Annotated in this window: 10 protein-coding genes; 1 reads left to right on the top strand and 9 read right to left on the bottom strand. The window is 29.9% G+C overall.

Going from position 1 to position 19,770, the window contains the following annotated elements:
• Positions 1–35 precede the first annotated feature (35 nt).
• The 6 genes from IPH62_16850 to IPH62_16875 are packed head-to-tail and all read right to left on the bottom strand — an operon-like array spanning position 36 to position 12,443.
• On the bottom strand, positions 36–2,246 hold the full coding sequence (locus IPH62_16850) for a regulator (protein MBK7106943.1): 2,211 nt from the start codon (positions 2,244–2,246) through the stop codon (positions 36–38).
• Between the two features lie 19 nt (positions 2,247–2,265).
• Positions 2,266–3,255: a Gfo/Idh/MocA family oxidoreductase gene (locus IPH62_16855; protein ID MBK7106944.1), complete on the bottom strand. Its 990-nt coding sequence runs from the start codon at positions 3,253–3,255 to the stop codon at positions 2,266–2,268.
• Positions 3,256–3,264: 9 nt separating this feature from the next.
• The gene (locus IPH62_16860; protein MBK7106945.1) at positions 3,265–5,562 is read right to left on the bottom strand and encodes a T9SS type A sorting domain-containing protein; all 2,298 of its coding nucleotides are present in this window, start codon (positions 5,560–5,562) and stop codon (positions 3,265–3,267) included.
• Between the two features lie 56 nt (positions 5,563–5,618).
• Positions 5,619–9,032, bottom strand: coding sequence for a family 78 glycoside hydrolase catalytic domain (locus IPH62_16865; GenBank protein MBK7106946.1), 3,414 nt, complete (start codon positions 9,030–9,032; stop codon positions 5,619–5,621).
• 8 nt (positions 9,033–9,040) lie between these two features.
• Entirely contained in the window at positions 9,041–10,195 is a 1,155-nt protein-coding gene (locus IPH62_16870) for an acetylxylan esterase (GenBank protein MBK7106947.1), read from the bottom strand.
• Positions 10,196–10,238: 43 nt separating this feature from the next.
• Entirely contained in the window at positions 10,239–12,443 is a 2,205-nt protein-coding gene (locus IPH62_16875) for a hypothetical protein (protein ID MBK7106948.1), read from the bottom strand.
• 509 nt (positions 12,444–12,952) lie between these two features.
• Here IPH62_16875 and IPH62_16880 point away from each other — a divergent pair.
• Positions 12,953–15,664: a bifunctional YncE family protein/alkaline phosphatase family protein gene (locus tag IPH62_16880; protein ID MBK7106949.1), complete on the top strand. Its 2,712-nt coding sequence runs from the start codon at positions 12,953–12,955 to the stop codon at positions 15,662–15,664.
• A 245-nt stretch (positions 15,665–15,909) separates the two neighbouring features.
• Here IPH62_16880 and IPH62_16885 read toward each other — a convergent pair whose 3' ends face one another.
• Genes IPH62_16885 through IPH62_16895 form a run of 3 tightly spaced genes read right to left on the bottom strand, consistent with a single transcriptional unit; the run spans position 15,910 to position 19,769 of the window.
• Positions 15,910–17,172 carry a T9SS type A sorting domain-containing protein gene (locus IPH62_16885; protein MBK7106950.1) on the bottom strand — a complete coding sequence of 421 codons (1,263 nt, stop codon included), beginning with the start codon at positions 17,170–17,172 and terminating at the stop codon, positions 15,910–15,912.
• Between the two features lie 20 nt (positions 17,173–17,192).
• Positions 17,193–18,662, bottom strand: a complete 1,470-nt coding sequence (locus IPH62_16890; GenBank protein MBK7106951.1) for a hypothetical protein — start codon at positions 18,660–18,662, stop codon at positions 17,193–17,195.
• A 48-nt stretch (positions 18,663–18,710) separates the two neighbouring features.
• Positions 18,711–19,769 (bottom strand): PorV/PorQ family protein, encoded by a 1,059-nt coding sequence (locus IPH62_16895; GenBank protein MBK7106952.1) that lies wholly within the window; start codon positions 19,767–19,769, stop codon positions 18,711–18,713.
• Position 19,770: the final 1 nt, after the last annotated feature.

The following is a 19,770-nucleotide window of genomic DNA, read 5'->3' on the forward strand; positions in this document are numbered from 1 at the left end:
ATAAAATGTTTAAAAGTATTCTAAGATTAAATAATTTACTCAATCAATTTATAATATCTTCCCATCCAATAAGCTAATCTCCAATATACGCCATCACTTTCTGTAAGTCCGCCGTCTCCTTGAACTGCACGCCATGGATTATTATCCCATCTCATAATTCCTCTTTCGCTCGGGGAAACAAGTTTATTTGTCTGCAAATCTTCCATAATCGGAATTCTTGTTAAAATTATATCTTCTCTTTTTGAATTATCAATTTTCCATCTGACCAAATCAAGTGGATTATCTTGAAGTAAAAATATTGATCTATCTAAATTAAATTTATTTTTAGTAAATGCATTATATGTAAAATAGAAATAGGGGTTATCATCATTCACAAACGCAGAATACCAGTTATCTAAACTTTTTTTGTAATATTCCAAAACTTCGGAATCCGTTTCGTACATAAATAAAGCTGGGTAAGCCAGTGCAAGCAGTTCATCATCAATATATGTTCTCCAAGATGCCAAAGTTGTTTTAGCATTAATTACATTTTCCTTATAATAATAATCATTCCATAATTTATAATATTCTTTTTGATAAAATTCATCTCCCGAAACATGATAAGCAAGTTTTAAATATGATAATATTTCAACAGAATTTATTCCTCTTTCAGTTGCCCAATCCGGATTTTCATTTAAGTATTCCGGAGCCCAAACTCCCCATTCTGTATGCTTTCCGTCAATATCTTTAAAAACATATCCGCCATCAATTATATAATTTACAATTTTAGTAACATGATCTTTTATAATTTGTTTTTCTTTTTCATCTGCAACTAAATCATAATAATATAAATATCCATACATGTGTCCGGTAACTTCGTCACTGCTTGTTCCTCTTTTCCAGAACCATTTTTTATCTTTTGATAAAACCCAATGCTGCTCTAATCTATTGCGTCTGGGGTCATCAAGAATTCTTTTCGACCATTCGCGGTCATCAATAATTTCATTCGGATCTGCCATTTCAGTCCAGTCTGAGGGAATTACCGTTCTTGCGAAAAATCCATTAGTTTCTGTTACTGTTTGAAGAAATTTTAATGCATCAAATGCCTTCTTAGCATTATTTTTTGCATCGGAGTTTTTTGTTACTGCATACCTAAAAGATTCCATAGCCAAATACATGCTTGTATATTGTCCATCATTATCATCATCATTTGCTTTCCAATTTAGTGTGTCTCCCGGTGATGATAATTTACATTTTTCAACCAAATATGGTTTTCTTATATGTCTTTTCTCGGTAATATTTTTGTAATACTTTTCCTTTTCATCTAAAGTCATTATTCTAGTTTTAATTGCGCTAACTCCATTTGATGTTGCAATCCAAGCATTCCCATTTTTATCAAAAGAAATATCTTTAACTCTATCATCAATCAGCCATCTTCTACTGTTTCTCACACTCCAAGTTTTACCATCAAATCTTGCAACTCCAAAATCAGTTCCAATCCACATTTTTCCGTCTGGAGCTTTTTCAACACAACGCACCCAGCTATTTGGAATTCCTTCTTGCGCGATATAACTTTTAACTCGCTTATTATTTTCATAAACCGTTATTCCGCCAAGTCCAGCAATCCAAAGTTTATTATCATTTGAATAATCTAGTCCAAAAATATTATCACTAATTAGTTCATCTTCATTTTGAAAAAGTTTTATTCCTACTTTTGTTTTATGAAAGAGTCCCTTACCCGTAGCAACATAATATCCTCCGTCACTATCTTGAATAATATCTCTCACCAACAGAGATGTGGATAGATTCTCACTTTCCCAATTTGAATTATTTTGTATCCAAATTTTATCCAATGAAATTGCAGTAATTTTATTGTGTATTTTATTTACTACAGAAGTTGTCGAATTAATTTCATCAACTTTGGTAACGTTTACAATATTTCCAAAATACAATCCGTTCCAACTTGCTATCCAAATTTTCCCATCGGTATTTTCAAATAAATCATTTATTGGTCCTTGATTTTCTTTTGATAATTTCGGAATCCATTTTTTAGTTGATTTATCTAAAACAAATAATCCTTCTGAGGTACCAATCCAAATATTATTTTGATTATCAACCAATATTGTTTTTACTTCATTATGATTTTGATTTTTGAGAGGATAACTTTCGTGATATTCTTGTTCAAACAAAGTATCTTTTACTTGAGCAGTTAAACTTACACTGAAAATAAAATAGATAAATATTATTAAATTTAGTTTATAGTTCATAGTTTCCTTCGCTAATTTTTTACAGAAGAATTCTTTTACCACTTTTTGCACTTTCAATAATTTTATCAATAACAATCATATTATTTAACGAATCTTCTAATGTGATTGGTAGAATTTTATTTTTCAAAACAGCTTCTGAAAATTGATCTATTTGAATTTTATATTGATCGCAAATATCAAACTCAATTTTTTCCTTAATATTATTTTTTGTCAACCAAATATTTGAAACTTTATCATTATTAGGATTAAAAGGAAGTTCAAACTCAATAATTCCTTTTGTTCCGAATATTTTTACATTTTGGTTTTCATTTAATTGAATTGAACTAAAGAATGTAGAAATCCCGTTTTTATACTCAAGTATACAAGTTGTTGAAATATCCACATTAAATTTCGGATGAATTTCATTCGTTGCAAATATTGATTTCGGGAGATTTTCAAAAATGTAATTACTTAGTGAAACCGAATAACATCCAATATCCATAAGGCTTCCACCGCCATATTCTTTTTTATTAACAATGCTATTTTCATTGTCATCAAAAAAAGAAAAAGAAGATTGAATTAATTTTAATTTTCCTATTTCTCCTTTTTGTATAATTTTTTTTGTCTTAATCCATTGCGGATGAAATCTATACATAAAAGCTTCCATAATTTTTAGATCCGGAAACTTTCTTGCTTTTTTAATCAATAATTTCACTTCCTTAAAATTTAATGCGATTGGTTTTTCCACCAAAACATTTTTGCCGTATTCAAGCGATTTAATTGCATAAGTTACATGCAAATGATTTGGCAAAGGAATATAAACAGCATTAATTTCTTTATCTGCTAAAAGCTCTTCATATGATCCATAATATTTTGGAACGCCAAATTTCGTTGAAAGTTTTTTTGCATCATTAATATTTCTTGAAGCAATTGCTGTGAGATTGCAATATTTACTTTTTAATATTGCCGGAATGATTTGATTTTTTGCAATTGCCGCAGTTCCTAAAATTCCCCAGTTTAATTTTTTCATAACTTAAAATTATTTTATTAAAATCATTTTTTTAGTTTGAACAAATGAATCATATTTTAATTCATAAAAATAAACACCGCTTGATAATTTGGAACCATCAAAATTTATTTCATAATTTCCCGGTTTCTGTTTTTGATTTATGAGAGTTTTAATTTCTCTTCCCAAAGTGTCAAATACTTTTAATTGAACAGAACTAATATTTTCATTGCTAAAAGTTGAAGGTATTGTATATTTTATTGTTGTATTTGGATTGAACGGATTCGGGTAATTTTGATTTAATTCAAATTTGTAATGGAGTAAATTATTCTCAGAGATTTCTGTTAAATTTGAAAATGTAAATAATATTCCACTTCCTGGTAAAATTTCAAAATCAAAAGTTGTAACTCCGGAATTATTTTTAGCGTTAACCAAATTCCATTGATTTGAATTAACATCGAAATAAATAAGATTATTTGCAACTCCATTAATTGAAATTGTTGCTATAGTAGATTTTTCATAATCCTTATTCATCAGCATAAAATAATTCTTGTCGATTTTATCAATGAAATAGCCAATTACCAAATCTGAATTAGCCGAAACTGATTTTATTATGCCGTCACTTGGCAATTTCCATTTTGGTTCCGATATTTTTGTATGATATACTCCAGTTGTTTTTAACTGAACCATAATTTGACTTAGTGAATCAATTTCATTATTTATTTTTTGAATGGAAGGATAAATAATTTCTTTATCGGGATTGCCGGTTAAACCCCAATCTCCATGCCAGTGAAACCAAATTAATGCATGAACTCCATACGCCAACGAGGAATAAACCAACCAACGATGCTCAGCTTCATTTGGTGTCCGCCAGTTTAATCCCTCTTCTACTGTTCCGTTTGTTCCGATTCCTTGAATTATATTACAGAATGGAATATCATATTTTAAAGCATATTCTCTTATTACATCAATATTACTAAAGTATTCACCGCCGTCATATCCATTATAAAAATGATATCGGTCATAGCTAAGCAATTCCAGTTTTGTGGTCTGTAATAATTTATCAATATATTCTCTGTAGCCGCTGCCGCTTGGCCATATGTTTACAAAGCTCAATCGTGTTGGATCTTTTTCTCTAATTCGCTGAACGACTTTCCCGATATTTTCAAACGCTTGTTCATGAGGTTCATCACAAATATGATAGCCGATCAAATTTGGATCATACTTATATTTTTCAATAATTGCGTCTAAATTCAGCAGCATTTCTTCAGTAATTTCCGGTGGAATTTGTTCTTCCGGCGCTCTTAAATAAATATCTCCGCCAAGAATATTTGTAACTAATAGAAAATATTTTAGATTATGATTTTTGACTTTATTGATTAATTCATCTTCCGGTCTTACCCATAATACATTTTTAAAGTTAGCATTTTTATAATCTTCAAAAATATTATCTTCATAAGGTGGTCCGTACCAAGCATAAGGGGGAGACCAAGCACTTAATAAAAATTCATTTTGCTTCCAATATTTGTCTGTAACATCAAAAATTAATTTTGTTTCTGCTGTATCAATATCATTAAATAATTTTAAACTTATTTCATATTTGCCTAAGCTGGGAAATGAAATTACCCAATCAATTGTATCTGAAATTTCTTTAAAAATAATTCCATGTTCGTTTTCAATATTTCCATTTATTAAAATTGCATCCTCTGGTAGAACAAAATGACTTCTTAGATTTGTTTCAACATCACCATCATTTCTTATTATTGCCGTAAGCGGGATATTTTCATTTTGTTTAAATATTGTTCGTATCGCAGCAAAGTTTTCAATTTTGGGTAGAGCACCAAAATGTACAATTCTTATATAGTCAATATCTATTCTTGAACCAACCGTTGGATTAAAATCCAATCGCATTATTTTTGTTATTTTTCCAACCCACTGATTACTTTGATAAACCGGAATATTAAATTCTTGTAATGATGAATCACCGCTTGTTATAAATTGCATAAAGCCCCAAGCTCCGGAATCATTATTCCACATTATTTTACCGGATGTAGCACCCGGAATTCTTAATCGAATTTGAATAAATCCAAACTCATTTGCATTAATTTCAAATGGTTCACTGCTGATTGATGGAAAAACACTCGCTACTATTGCCGATAAACTACCATTTTCAACAACTGAATCTTTAAGTGATTTACTAAAAAGAATACCTTCAAAATTACCATCTTCATTAAATTCCCATGATTTACCAATGTCTTGTGCATTAATAAATTCTACTAATAAGATGAAAAGAAAAGAAATTGTAATTTTTTGAATCAATATTGTTTTCATAACAAAAAATATTATTAATAAAATTTGATTACTATAGTGTAAAACTTTTATAACTATTAAATCTTACAGCTCGTAAAGAAAACATCTGCCGGAATTTTTTGCTTTTCAATATTCGGTCCTTCATATTGTAATTCAAGTCCTTTGCCACCGCCAGCTTGAAAATAATTTAATTGAATTTTGTGTTTTCCCATTGCTAAAATTATTGATCCCGAGTTACCTAAAAAAACATGCATGTTATCAGAATCTGCAATCAATTTATTATCAATCCATAATTTGCTTCCATCGTTTGATAGAAGATAAAATGTATATTTTCCTTCTTTGGTTATCTCTATTTCACCGTTAAACACTATTCCAAATTTATCATCAAGATGCTTGAATTGATTTAGATTTACATCAAACATTTTGCCAGTTTTATGCGGATTTAATTTTGAAAAATCCGGTAACTTTTGCCAAGCTCCGATGTAATATTTATAATTCAATCCATTCTTCAAAGAATCTAAAATAATTATTCTATTCGATTTCGAATAACTATAATCAATTTTACTTCTGAAAACTTTTGCTTTTACAGTTGTACTTTTTTTTACTGTGAAAGGTTTAGTAAAAAGTAAAGAGTTAATGTTTGGCTCACTTCCATCTATGGTAAAACGAATTTCTGAATTCTTTGAATACTGTCTGATATTTACTAATACTGAATCCGGTGAAAATAAGATTGAATCCGGAGGATCAATAATGGGAATAGAAACCATCGGTGTTTTTATTTTGTCACTAATATTTTTTGAAATAAAAATATATTCACCAGAGGGAATTTGGAATTGCAATAATCCGTTTTCAAAGCCTATAAACTTTGCTTCGGAATTATTAACTTCAAATTGATTTTTATTATTTCCTGGAATATAAACTGAAGCATAAGTATTTGGCGGTATGTTGACACTCAGTTTTAAATTTCCGTTTTTATATTCCCAATTACTTTTTATTTCACCATACATTGATTGATAAGTTGAATTAACATAATCTAATTCATTTACTAATTCTGGTTTTATAATTACATGTTTAAATCCGGGTACTCCTGGGTCTGGATTTATTCCGCCTAATGATTGATTAAACCATGCACAAACGCTTCCAAACATTGGGTGACTATGAGAATCATGACCAATCCACGTTTCCCAAATTGATGTTGCTCCCCTTTCAATGTTGTAACCAAAACTTGGAAAATCTCTTCTGTTCATAATTGTATAAGCTAAATCAGTTCGCCCATATTTTGTAAATACTTCAAGCAAATATGGAGTTGCCATCATACCGGTATCAAAGTGACCTTTTTCATCAATTACAATATTCTTAACTAAATTCGCAAATACTTTTTCAACCAAATTTTTGGGGACAAGTTCAAACGCTAACGGAAAAACATTTGCTCCTTGTCTGCCGATAGAATAATTATAATCATTTAAATTCAAATATCTTTTATTAAATGATTTTTTTGTTTTTTCTGCAATTTTTGAAAATAAATTTGAATCAGAAGTTTTCCCCAAAATATTTGCAATTTTTTTAAGAAGTTTTAAATCATAATAATAGTATGCAGAACTTACAAATGAAGGAGGAATTTCAGTTTTTGTTGGAGGGACCCATTCGCCTAATTCCTTTTCAATAATTAAATTTTCAGAATCAGTTTGAGATTTTAAATAATTTATATAATTTTTCATGCCATCATAGTGCTCTTCCAAAACTGCAACGTCACCATAATATAAATACATATACCATGGAATAATAATAAATGCAGATCCCCACGCTGTACCGCCCCCGCCCCCGTGATATGGAACTGTGTTGGGGACATATCCAGTTTTTTTATTTTGGGCATCTGAAATATCTTTCAACCACTTTGTATAAAAACTGTGCATATCAAAATTGTAAATAGCAGCTTGTGCGGATATTTGACCATCGCCGGTATAACCGCGTCTTTCCCTATGCGGGCAATCGCTTGGCACGCCGCCATGTATATTTCCCAATTGTGTTTTTCTATAATCATTTTGAATTCTATTAAATAATTGATTTGAACAAACAAATTTTCCAGATGATGAAACATCTGTATTTACAATTCTACCTTCTATATTATTTATTGACAAAGAATTATTTGGAGAATTTACTTCAACAAAACGGAAAGCATGCCATGTAAAGCACGGTTCCCAAATTTCATTTCCATTGCCTTTTAGAAAATACGTATCGGATTGCTCAAATGAATTTCCGCTATCTTCAAAAAAAGTCAACTTTATTTCATCGCCTCTTTTGCCATTTATATTTAATTTAACCCAGCCCGAAAACATTGTACCAAAATCATATCTGTAATTAGTCTTATTAATTTTTGATATTGAAATAGGTTTAATTGAATTTATAATTCTATCGGGAGGCGACATTTGACAACACAATTTTCCTTCCGGAGCTCTTAATATTTTTGCATTTGTACATTTGCTATCATCATAATTTGGTAAGTTCCAATTTGGAATTTCAAGTCGCGCATCATAAATTTCTCCATGATAAAGATTATTATCTAAAATCGGTCCAGTATTAATTTTCCACGAATCATCACTTACAATTATTGTTTTGGTTTTAACTAAATTTTGAATCTCCAGTTGAGCTAATAATCGCGGAGAATCAAAATAAAGTGGTAAATATTCTTCTCGTTCATTTTGAAAATACCAGCCATTCCCAAGTATAACGGAAATTACATTTTCACCTTCAACTAAATATTTATTTATTTCAAATGTCTCGTAAAGAATTCGAGTTGACATATTTGCAATTCTACCGTTTTCAAAACTTTCCTCTTGTCGTTTATCATAATTTGTTTGATTTGGCGAGAGAACATGATCCCCAACTTTTTTGCCGTTTATATATAGTTCGTAATAACCTAATCCTGAAATATAAATTCGCGCATTGCTTGTTTTATTAACTATATTAAATTGTTTTCGCAAATAAATTGCTGGATTTTTTTGACCAACAATTACTTTTTGATTTTCATCTTTCCCAATCCATTTAGCATACCAATCAGACTTGTTTAATAAACCCATTTCCCAAGTTGATATTTCACTCCATGAAGAAACAACATTTTTTTGATCCCAAATTTTTACTTTCCAAAAAACTTTTTGACGAGAAATTAATTCCTTGCCTAAATATTTTATATGAATAGATTGATCTGAAATTATTTTCTTTGAATCCCATAAATCTCCAATATTTTTTTTTAAGTTCTCCAAATTGCTTGCAACTATTATTTGATAAGCTGTTTGTTCAATATAATTTTTATTAGAAAAAAGTTTCCAGCTTAATCGCGGAGATTTAACATCAATTCCTAATGGATTAATTAAATATTCACATTTAAGTTCAATAACTGAAATTTTTTCATCATGATTATTGCATGAATAGAATACCGAAAATGAAAGAATTAAATAAATAATTTTTATATGTGCTATAAAATTTGTATTCATTTTCTTTTCTACTTTAAATTGAGATAATGCATAATTGACTCATCACCAATAAGAGCATTGTCTGGTCTTGGATTTACTATGTTAAATACTTTTAATTGTTCAGGAGATAATATTTTTACAAAACTTTCATCGATTGTTTTATCAAATTGAACTTCACTTACATTTAGTTTAAGATGATATGCTAAAAAAATGTAAGCTGCTGCTCTTTTTGAATAACCATAATCATGCTTCTCAGATGGGAAATGTACATTTTCAACTTTATGTTCTGCATTATAAAGTGAATAAACTTTTTGAATATACGGATATTCAATTCGAGGAGTATTTCTCGTCCAATCCATTCCATCTGAAATTAACATTAATGGACGCGGAGCACACAGAGCAGCAATTTCAACATTATTTGTTTGAAAATCTTCCGTTCTATGAATTGGCATTCCGCTTTCACAAATGCATCCGCCAAAAAAATGTGCTGAAACTTGAACAACAGGCACAGAAACTTTTATACGTTTATCAATTGCTGTTAAAATAAATGTTTGAGTTCCACCACCGGATTCTCCAGTCATTCCAATTCTATTTGAATCAACATCCGGTCTCGATAGTAAATATTCTAAAACTCGTCTGCTATTAAAAGTTTGAATTGTTAATGCAATTGGAATTTTATGATTTATTTGAGTTGATTCACCATATCCAATCATATCATAAGCAAAAACTATTGCTCCCATTTTTGCCAATACTGCCGAACGATATTGAACATCTTCTTTAAGTCTTTTATTTTCTGTATGTCCATGAGTGCAAAGTATTGCAGCATTTTTTTCTTTAGCATTTATCGGCCGATATAAATTCCCGGTTATATAAAATCCGGGGAAACTTTCTATTGCAATATTCTCAACTATGTAACCATCCATTACTTTGGTGTCTCTTATTATGGGATTAAAATTCCCTTTTATTTTCGGCATCTGTTCTAATTTCATTCCACTAATTATATTTTTTCTAATTATATCTGCACGTTCTTCCCAAGATTTTAAATCATTCCATTTAGTTGCAAATTCTTTCATTTTAATATTTGCTTCGTCTTCCGACCAATATTTTCCTACACATAACATATCTTTTTGCGAATGCATTATAGATGAAATAAAAAATAATGTAATCAGTAATTTAGATTTCATAAAGTGATCCTAAATGAATTTGTATAATTTTTAATGCAAATTGTTAATCTATAAGTTTGTGGTATCTTGCCATATAATAAGGTAATAAATAAATCGTTCCTTCATTTTCCGTATAACCATTTCCCTCATTAGAATCAAGAACAAATCCGTCTCTATCTAATCTAACATGACATCTTTCATCAATTGGTAATGCTTTGCCATCTACCGCACTCCATCCAACTTTAAGATTATGTTCTTTTGCATATTCAAAAACATTTTCTGTTCTAATTGGATCAATTGGACGCCAGCCTTCATTTACAATTTGTCCCGGTGTCAAATCAAATTGAATATCCAAACGATGTCTATTATCAATGTGATAACCAATCAAATCAAGTGGAAGTCTTTGTAATGTTTCAATAATATCATTGCTCGAAAATTCTTCCATATAAAATCTTGTTGAGGTATATTCGGAATATGATCCGGCTTCAGGAAATATTTTCCCGGTTTTATAAATTCCAGAATCAACCAGATCATTAAACTTTTTAGCCATTGCATAATAAAGTGAATTCCAAAAAGCACTTTTTTGTTTACTTACATTTAGCCATGAATTTTCCAAACTTTCTCTATACATTAAAATTAGTTCAGGATCTTTTTCATAATTTAACAATCCATACATGCTCATTAAACATAAATTATTATCCCAAGGGACAACATCTTCCGGTGGAAAAAACATTTTGGATTGCATTGCGCTAATATGATAATGATAATTATCCCTTAACATTTTTGCAGTAACTAAATATTTTGAATCTTGAGTTACATGATATGCAACATTTAGAAACGATAGCATCATCATTGAATTTAATCCCTTTTGATCCCAACCCCAAATCGAATTAAAATATTCCGGTGAAAAATTTCCCCATCGAGTTGGCATTCCATCATGATCGACAAGCTTAAATCCATTACGAATTAAATGATCCGTTATTGCTGCAACAACATCTTTAACTTGCTCTTTTTCCTCTTTAATTTCCGCAACCAGATCATAATAAATTGCATAGAAAAAATAATGTCCCGTCAATTCATCAGAACTTGTGTCACATTTCCATAAATATTTTCCATCTTTACTTTTAGGAAATCTAGGAAGAATATCTTTCCAGAATGGATCTTCTTGCTGCTTAGTAATATTATATTCGTGATTATATTGTTCATTAACCGGTTCATCCCAATCAATTGGAATAATTACTCGTGCCGGAAAACCTTCTTCATGTGTAATATCAACTAACCATTTGCATGCTTCAAAACTTCTTTTTGCTAGTTTTTTTGCTTCATCATTTTTTGTAACAGCGTATCTAAATGCTTGTGCGGCACCGTACATTGCGGTGTACATTCCGTCGTTATCCGAAATATTATATTTCCAAGAATTTAGACCGTAACGTTCCGTTAATTTATTTTGTGCAATAAATCCATCTCTATTATGTCGTTCTTCAACTTGTGATGTAAAATATTCAGCTTTATTTTCTAAGCTTATTTTTTTTATATCAATTTTACTAATGCCTTTTTTTGTTGCAAACCAAATTGTGCTATCATTTTGAACTTTAATTTCATTTATAAAATCATCTGCTAACCATCTTCTGCTAAATCGATAATAAAATTTTTCTCCGTCTGATCTAATTGCACCTTTTTCTGTACCAAACCAAACATCGCCGTAATTTGTTTTTTCAATACAAGTAAAATTTTTATAAGGCAACCCTTCTTTTCCAGTAAATAATTTCCATTTATCGTTTTCTAAAAATCCTACACCTTCGTTTGAACCAAACCACAATCTATTTTTTGAATCAACAATTAATACTTTTACATTCGTAAGTTTCCAACTGTAATTTTTATCACTTGGAAATATTTCATTCCATTCTGAACCAGAAATGGCTTTGAGAAAAAGTCCGTTTTCCGTTCCAACAAATTCTAAATCATTAAATTTGATTTGCGATAAAATCGGTTCATTAAAATTTGATATCTTTTGTTTGCCTTCAACTCTAATTAATTTGGATTCACTATTCGATTGTCTCCAAAGTTTACCATCAAATATAAATTCGCTCTTATCTGAAAAAGCAATTATATTATTGTTTCTATCAAAATTGATATGTAAAATATTTGTCTCCGGTAAACCATTTTTTTCAGTGAAAACTGTTGCAGTTTCTTGAAAAAAAATATCCGTACTTTTTATTTGTCCATGCAAAAACATATATGTAAAGATTAAACAAAAAAGTATTTTCATTTTATTCCTTTAAATAAAATTTGAATTTTCATTTAGATTTTCCGAAGAATTGTTTATGGCATTTTTGATTTCTGTTACACCGGATTTTAATTTCTCAATTACTTTTTTGCTATCCATTTAGATAACTCATTTCATTAAAATTGAAAAACTGTTTGTGAGAAATTTTTTGAGATTACATTTCAGTCAAATTCAAAAAACATTAATTAAATATCTTTTTTTGAATTTATAGATACTGCATTTTCAGTTTAGTAAATCGATTTCCTAACTTAAATTAGGAATATTAATTTGATTTTACAAATTTTATAAAATTGATTTATGGATGAAATTTTGAATATGTGCAGAGGATAATATTTTAATTTATAATTAATTACTTAATCAGGAATTTGGTAAATATGATAATAAAATTCGATATGTGAATTTTATTAATTATTGATTTTATCAAGAATAAAAATTCAGTAAATTTATTATAACTAAGATATAAATCTTTCATCATCCCAAAGAGAAAACCAATGAAATTAAAGTACTTTTTATTTTTAATAATAAGTTTGCCTATTATAAATTGTTCACAGAATGTAAAAATATTGCAAGTTCCGGGAAAAGATCAATTTTGTAAAATTGATACAAACGGCGGAGTATCTATTCTTCCAAGCGGACGTTATGCAACTCCAGCTGGCGATTTTTTAAGAATCACTCATGATCCTTATGGTTTAGCAATTTCACCTGATGGAAATAAAGCGGTAACTCTTCACAATGGAGTGCTCACAATTATTGAACTAAATTCTCTAAAAGCTACAAGAGTTCCAAGTTATGATAAAAAAATTAAATCCCCTTTATCTAAAGGTTCATTTCTCGGTGTAGCTTTTTCTAATGATTCTAAAAAAGTTTATTTGAGCGGCGGTGATAACGGAGCAATAATTGTTTATGATATTTACAAATTAGAAAAAGTTGATTCAATAAGTTTAAATGGAATTGTTAGTGATATTGATTATCAAGATAGTTTTACTTCGGATTTATTATTGAATGAAGATAATAATGAATTACTTGTACTTGATAGAGGTAATTTTAGAATGGTCAGAATTGATTTGAACACTCGTAAAATTTCTGCATCAATAAATGTTGGACGACAACCTTTTGGTATTGCAATTAGTCCGGATAAAAAACAAGCATTTGTTGCAAATGTTGGAGTTTATTCTTATCCGGTAATTGATGGAGCAACTCCGGAAAATATTGATTCATTAATGATTTCTCATCATCCTTATGGCGATAATACTAAAGAATCTATTGAAGGAACAATTGTAGAAGGTAGAAAAGTTCCGGGTTTGGGAAGTCCGCTTCATCCCGATGCAATGAGTGTTTTTACTATTGATCTTAATAATAATAAAGTGAATCGTAAGTTTAAAACTGGATTTCAGATTGGGCAAACTGTTGAAGATGCTGAAGTTGTAGGCGGCGCAAGCCCTAATTCTATTGTGGTTGGTAAACAATTTGCATACATAACAAATGCGACAAATGATAATATTGCTGTTATTGACTATGAAAAACAAGAAATTGTTGATCATATTCCAATTAAGATTGATAAGCGAATAGATAAACATCGTGGTTCGTTACCATTTGGAATAACAATGAGTAAGGACGAAAAAACTTTATACGTTGCACTTTTAGGATTTAATGCGATTGCCGTGATCGACATTCCTACAAGAACTACAAAAGGATTGATACCATCTGGATGGGGTCCAACACGGGTTGAACTTTCAAAAGATGAAAATTTCCTTTATGCAATTAGCTGCAGAGGTTTAGGTGCCGGTCCCAATGGTGGAAAAGATTTTATAAGTCCAATACAAGGAAATTATGTTGGAGATATTCAGTTGGGAAGTTTTCAAAAAATTAAAATGCCGACTGATATTGAATTAGCAAATTTTACAAAACAAACTATTGATAACACTTTTATTGAAACAACAATTGTTGATGATGTGAAAAACCCATTGCCGCCTTTACCGGGTTTGCGTGAAAGTCCAATTAAACATATTGTCTATATCACAAAAGAAAATAGAACTTATGATGAAGTTTTTGGTCAATTGAAAAATGCTTCCGGCGATAGTACATTAGCCAGATTCGGTATTAATAATGAATATACTCTTCCCGAAGAATATCGTGAAAAATTTCCAAATCTAAAAATTTCTCCAAATCATATTAAAGCAGCAAAGCAATTTGCATTTTCAGATAATTATTATTGTGATAGTGATGCTTCTGTGCATGGACATCATTGGTTAGTTGGCGTTATACCAAATGAATGGGTTGAATCCAATGCAAGTACAAGTAAAACTTTTATGACTTTTTCCAAAGCTCCGGGAAGACGTTTCCCAGCTACAATCGGAAGTGTGGATCCTGAAGATTATGCAGAAATTGGCGGTATTTGGGAAGCTTTAGAAAGACAAAATGTTGAATTCTATAATTTCGGTCAAGGTAATGAAACTGGTTCCGTAAGAGAAGAATGGTATGATACAAATACCGGTGCGGCTCACGGAGTTATGGTTCCAATGCAAAACGCTTTATTCAAACGAACAAGTCACAACTATGCCGGATATAATACAAATATTCCGGATCAATATAGAATGGATCAATTTGAAAATGAGTTTACCGCAAAATGGATAAATTGCAGTGAAGAAATGCCTCCTTTAGTTACAGTTATGATTCCAAACGATCACGGTGCCGGAGTTAGACCGGAAGACGGATATTTTTATCCGCAATCTTTTATGGTGGATAACGATCTTGCAGTCGGTAGAATTCTGCACTTTTTATCCAGAACAAAATATTGGAAAGATATGCTTGTAATTATAACAGAAGATGATCCTCAAGGTGGAGTTGATCATATTGATGCACATCGTTCTATACTTTTACTGGCTGGTCCATATGTCAAAAAAGGATATGTTTCACATACGCATGCTAATTTTGGATCAATTTTAAAAACTATTTACAATATTTTAAATGTGCCTTATGTAAATCATTTTGATGTAACAGCTTCTTTGCTGCAAGATTTTTTTACAGATACACCGGATTTTACTCCATATACTTTGGAAATGCATGAAAAAAGAGTTTTCGATGCTGAATTATCAATGAAAAGATATAACAAAACTATTGACTGGCGAAAGATTGAAAAAGGTCCGGCAATGGATGATGTTGATGATGCAAGAGAAAATCATTACAAAGAGAAATCTAAATAAAGTGTAGAATTCTTTTAGATAAAACAAAATCGTGAATGAAATATTTACATTACTAACTGAAGTTACGCAATTTGAGGTCTTTGTCATATTGAGCGAAGCGAAATATCTCAAAATAGAGTAAATTTGCAACATTGAGATTTTTCACTTCGCTCAGAATGACATTTTGCGTAACTTCAGTTACTAAAATAAATTAAAAGATAATTAATAGTTAAAATTTTAAGCAAATAATTTTGGGAAGAATAATCTTATTTTAAAAATAGAAATTTTTTAGTTACCGAATATCCATTTGATGTCTTAAGTTTATAAAAATAAATTCCGCTTGTTAAATTTTTTGCATTGAATTCTGTTTTATAAGATCCGGCAAATTTATATTCGTTTACTAATTCTGCTATTTTATTTCCAAGTATATCATAAACACTCAATTTTACTTGGCTGTGTTCTGGTAGTTGATATCTAATAATTGTAGATGAATTAAACGGATTCGGATAATTTTGGTAAAGGTTAAAAATATATTTTATTTCATCAGAATTTATTGTTGAAGATGGATTGTTATATTTTAAAATGTTAACACCTTCTTCATTGTTTGCAACGAAAATAAAATCGTTCTCAATTAGAATTCTTTCTCCAACATCATTCAGTGAATACGAAGCAATGAAATTTAAATCATCCTTTCCGTAAATTTCTACACCATCATTTGTTGAAACATACAGATTTTTTTCGTCTGCAATTAAATCTTGTGGAATTCCAATAATTTGTTTTCTGAGAAGTATAGACGGAAGCACAGTATCTGTTATATCTAACATGTAGATATAATCAAGATCGGCAACATAAGCATTAGTTCCATTCACAAACACTAAATGTGAATTTTCCAAAAATCTGCCGTGCAATTTTGGATTTTGCGGATCTTCAATTTCAACAATAAATACACCGGCTGCCCAAGAGCCAATATATGCGAAATTCCCTTCTACATCAAATCTTGTAAGTCCTAATGATGATTCGGGTAAAGCTAATTTTCCTAAAATGGAAATTGTATTTTCACTGCTTATATCCAAAATATAAAAATCATATGAAGCAATTGCATAAAGAATATTTTCGGAAATAAAAATATCATTAATAATTGCATCCAACGTAATTGAAGCAATAGAATCCGGACTATTTGGATTAGCAATATCAAACTCATAAATAGTTCGATTATTTGCCACAAATATTTTTTCGGAATTTCCAACAATATCTTCACTAAAAAAAGACGAACCCAAAGTTAATTCCCCAATAAGTTGAGGTACATTTGGCGTTGAAATATCTAAAATTTCTAACTTATTATTTGTTGTAATAAATGCAAAATTATTTGAAACAAAAACAGAAGTAGTTTGACCGGTTGAATTCCATTGCCCGATATGATCTATATTTTCTTCAAATGTGAATTGGGGACTTTGATTTGGAAAACTTTTTTGCGATAATAGTTTTACCGAAAATAATAGAAGTATAATAAATGCAATTTTAAATTTCATACTAATTTGTTTTATTACATTTAATTTGAAATTGATTTCCAGTACCCGTCAACAATTGGTTCAGCTAATCTATTAACTCCGGATTTCATAAGTTGAAAAGCACCGCCTTTTGATTTTTGAGTTTCGTTAACTTTTACAGTATCAAGCATTTCAGAATTAATATAAATATCATATTTTGATTTTAATAAATTCAAATCAACATTAATTTTTTCTTTTATATTTGAATTTGATGAAGTATTCTGAGCCACGTAATTCTTAAATATTTCTTCAAATGCAAATTTTGAAGTCCATTTCATAAATTGATGTTCAAACCAAGGTGAATTATCATATCCTTTTTCCATTGCGTCAAGTTCCATAAAATAATCTCTAACTGACATGCCAATTAAAAAATTCAAATGATTTTTAAACTGTTTTCTGGTTTGATATTCTTCAGAAATTTTATCGAAGTAATAATACTTTTGAAATTCTCCAAGTGTAAAAGATCCACCATTATAGTTTATTAAAATTGAATCTTGATAAGTGAAATATTTTTGAACAATTGGATTATCCGCATTGGCTTTTATCCAATTAGAAAAACTTTGAGAATTTTTATCTTTTGAGTTATGCCAATCAATAATTGCATCTGCAAAAATATTAAATACACGGGCTTTTGTTCGTACATTTTTTGGAGTTACAAGTTTATCAACATAATCAATAACTCCATCTTGCAGTTTAGCATTAAATAGAATTTTTTGAAATGTTGGTGCTTTGCTCAAGTATTCTTCATTTCTAACTGCCTCACGCCTTATATCTTGAACTTGAAAAATAAAATATAAATCGTCAATTTTTATCGGATCAGAAAATTTATTTACCGGAAGATCTTTAATTGCTAAAAATGTTTCTTCCGGAATATCCAGCCAAGATTTGTAATCTGAAATATATTTAGAATAATCAAAATGGAAATCTGATTTTTTACCGCTTAACTTTTTAAATGTCTCATCAATACCATTTTTCTCGAACATTTCTTTAATTATTATTGCGTTATTAAAATCAGTTTCCGGCCAAAAGAAGAATTTAAAACTAACTTTTGATTTATTAATTGCATCTTTTATTTCATCGGGGTTAACCTTAATATTTTTCTTTATATCGTTATCAATAACACTTTCTAATAATAATTCTTTTTTAATTCTTTCGGTTTGAAATTGCACATCAGGAGAAAGATTTAATTGCTTTGATTCAGCATCTAAAGCAAGTAAATATTCATTAATCATAAATTGAAGGTAATTTTTTTTTCGTTCAATTGTTGTATTACCGATTTTTAAGTGCGGAAATCCAAATTCATAATTCAAAAGAAAATCTTCAAGTGTGATAACTTTTGTACCAACTTTTGCAAGTACTTTTATTTTCGAATTATTAAAATTGAAGAAATAAAAAATTACAATAAAAGTAATAACGATAAGACTTGTAAAGATTAATATATTCTTTTTTGAAAAGTATTTTTTTTTATTCATTCACAAATTTTGATGTATTATAAAGTATTTTCCTAAAAAGTCATCTGATTAAAAAATAATTCCGACAGAAAATCTTTGAGCATTTTTTAAATTTCCCCAATCAGACCAAGAATAATCAAATCTAACTCCAAATCCGGTTTCTTTATTGTAATAATCAATTCCTGCACCTAAAGTAAGACCGTTTACTGAAGTATTATCAAATAAATTTTGGTATCCGGTTCTTAGGAAAAACATATTTTTGAAACCATATTCTAATCCAACATTTACAGCTTCGGGAGAATGACTCGGGTGAAGTAGATCTGCCGCAAAAATTGCATTCCCAAAATCATCAAGATTCAATTCATATGATAAACCCGCACGAAATAAAATTGGTAAAGGATAAGAATCAGTTTTATATTGCGCAGGAACTCTATCAAAATTTTCCACTTCTTTGTCAGGATCAATCGTTGAATCAAGATCTCTGCCGCTAAATTGAACTCCGGAACCAAAGTTGGACATACTAAAACCCAATCTTAATCCTTTCAATTCTGTGTTATAAAAAATACCAAAATCAAGCGCAAATGCGTTTGCTGATTCATGCCAAATACGAGAAGTAATATATTTAGTGGATAGACCAAAAGAAAATCTATCAGTTAATGCAGTTGCCCAAGAAAGTGCTACGGAAAAATCTCTTGCATCGTACATTTCACCGGTTCCGGTGGGACGTTCGACAGTTCTTACAGCCTGTTCGTCAAATCCCATTGTTACAATACTAAGTGCCATGGAAGAATTAAACTGAGGAAGTGGAATAACTCCGCTAAATGATTGAAGTTTGGAATCTAAAAACCATTCGTTATGACTAATTTCAACTTGAACTTTATCTGCCCAAACGATACCGGCAGGATTCCAATATGTAGCCGAGGCATCGTTTGCAACTGCTACAAATGCGCCTCCCATTCCCATTGCACGGGCTCCTACGCCAATTTCAAGAAACGTCATTGTAGCTGTTCCAATTGCATCAACATCAGTTGTGGCTGATGTTTTTACAGGATCATCACCCGCAAGAATAACATTAAATGAAATTAACAGAGCCAGAGAAATTTTAATTATATAATTAATAACTTTCATA

This window comes from Ignavibacteriota bacterium (assembly GCA_016708125.1).
In the GTDB taxonomy this organism is placed as follows: domain Bacteria; phylum Bacteroidota; class Ignavibacteria; order Ignavibacteriales; family Melioribacteraceae.

What these genes read in the sequence shown, in the direction of transcription:
- IPH62_16850 (MBK7106943.1), bottom strand. Translation starts at nt 2,246, where the DNA reads ATGAACTATAAACTAAATTTAATAATATTTATCTATTTTATTTTCAGT.
- IPH62_16855 (MBK7106944.1), bottom strand. Translation starts at nt 3,255, where the DNA reads ATGAAAAAATTAAACTGGGGAATTTTAGGAACTGCGGCAATTGCAAAA.
- IPH62_16860 (MBK7106945.1), bottom strand. Translation starts at nt 5,562, where the DNA reads ATGAAAACAATATTGATTCAAAAAATTACAATTTCTTTTCTTTTCATC.
- IPH62_16865 (MBK7106946.1), bottom strand. Translation starts at nt 9,032, where the DNA reads ATGAATACAAATTTTATAGCACATATAAAAATTATTTATTTAATTCTT.
- IPH62_16870 (MBK7106947.1), bottom strand. Translation starts at nt 10,195, where the DNA reads ATGAAATCTAAATTACTGATTACATTATTTTTTATTTCATCTATAATG.
- IPH62_16875 (MBK7106948.1), bottom strand. Translation starts at nt 12,443, where the DNA reads ATGAAAATACTTTTTTGTTTAATCTTTACATATATGTTTTTGCATGGA.
- IPH62_16880 (MBK7106949.1), top strand. Translation starts at nt 12,953, where the DNA reads ATGAAATTAAAGTACTTTTTATTTTTAATAATAAGTTTGCCTATTATA.
- IPH62_16885 (MBK7106950.1), bottom strand. Translation starts at nt 17,172, where the DNA reads ATGAAATTTAAAATTGCATTTATTATACTTCTATTATTTTCGGTAAAA.
- IPH62_16890 (MBK7106951.1), bottom strand. Translation starts at nt 18,662, where the DNA reads ATGAATAAAAAAAAATACTTTTCAAAAAAGAATATATTAATCTTTACA.
- IPH62_16895 (MBK7106952.1), bottom strand. Translation starts at nt 19,769, where the DNA reads ATGAAAGTTATTAATTATATAATTAAAATTTCTCTGGCTCTGTTAATT.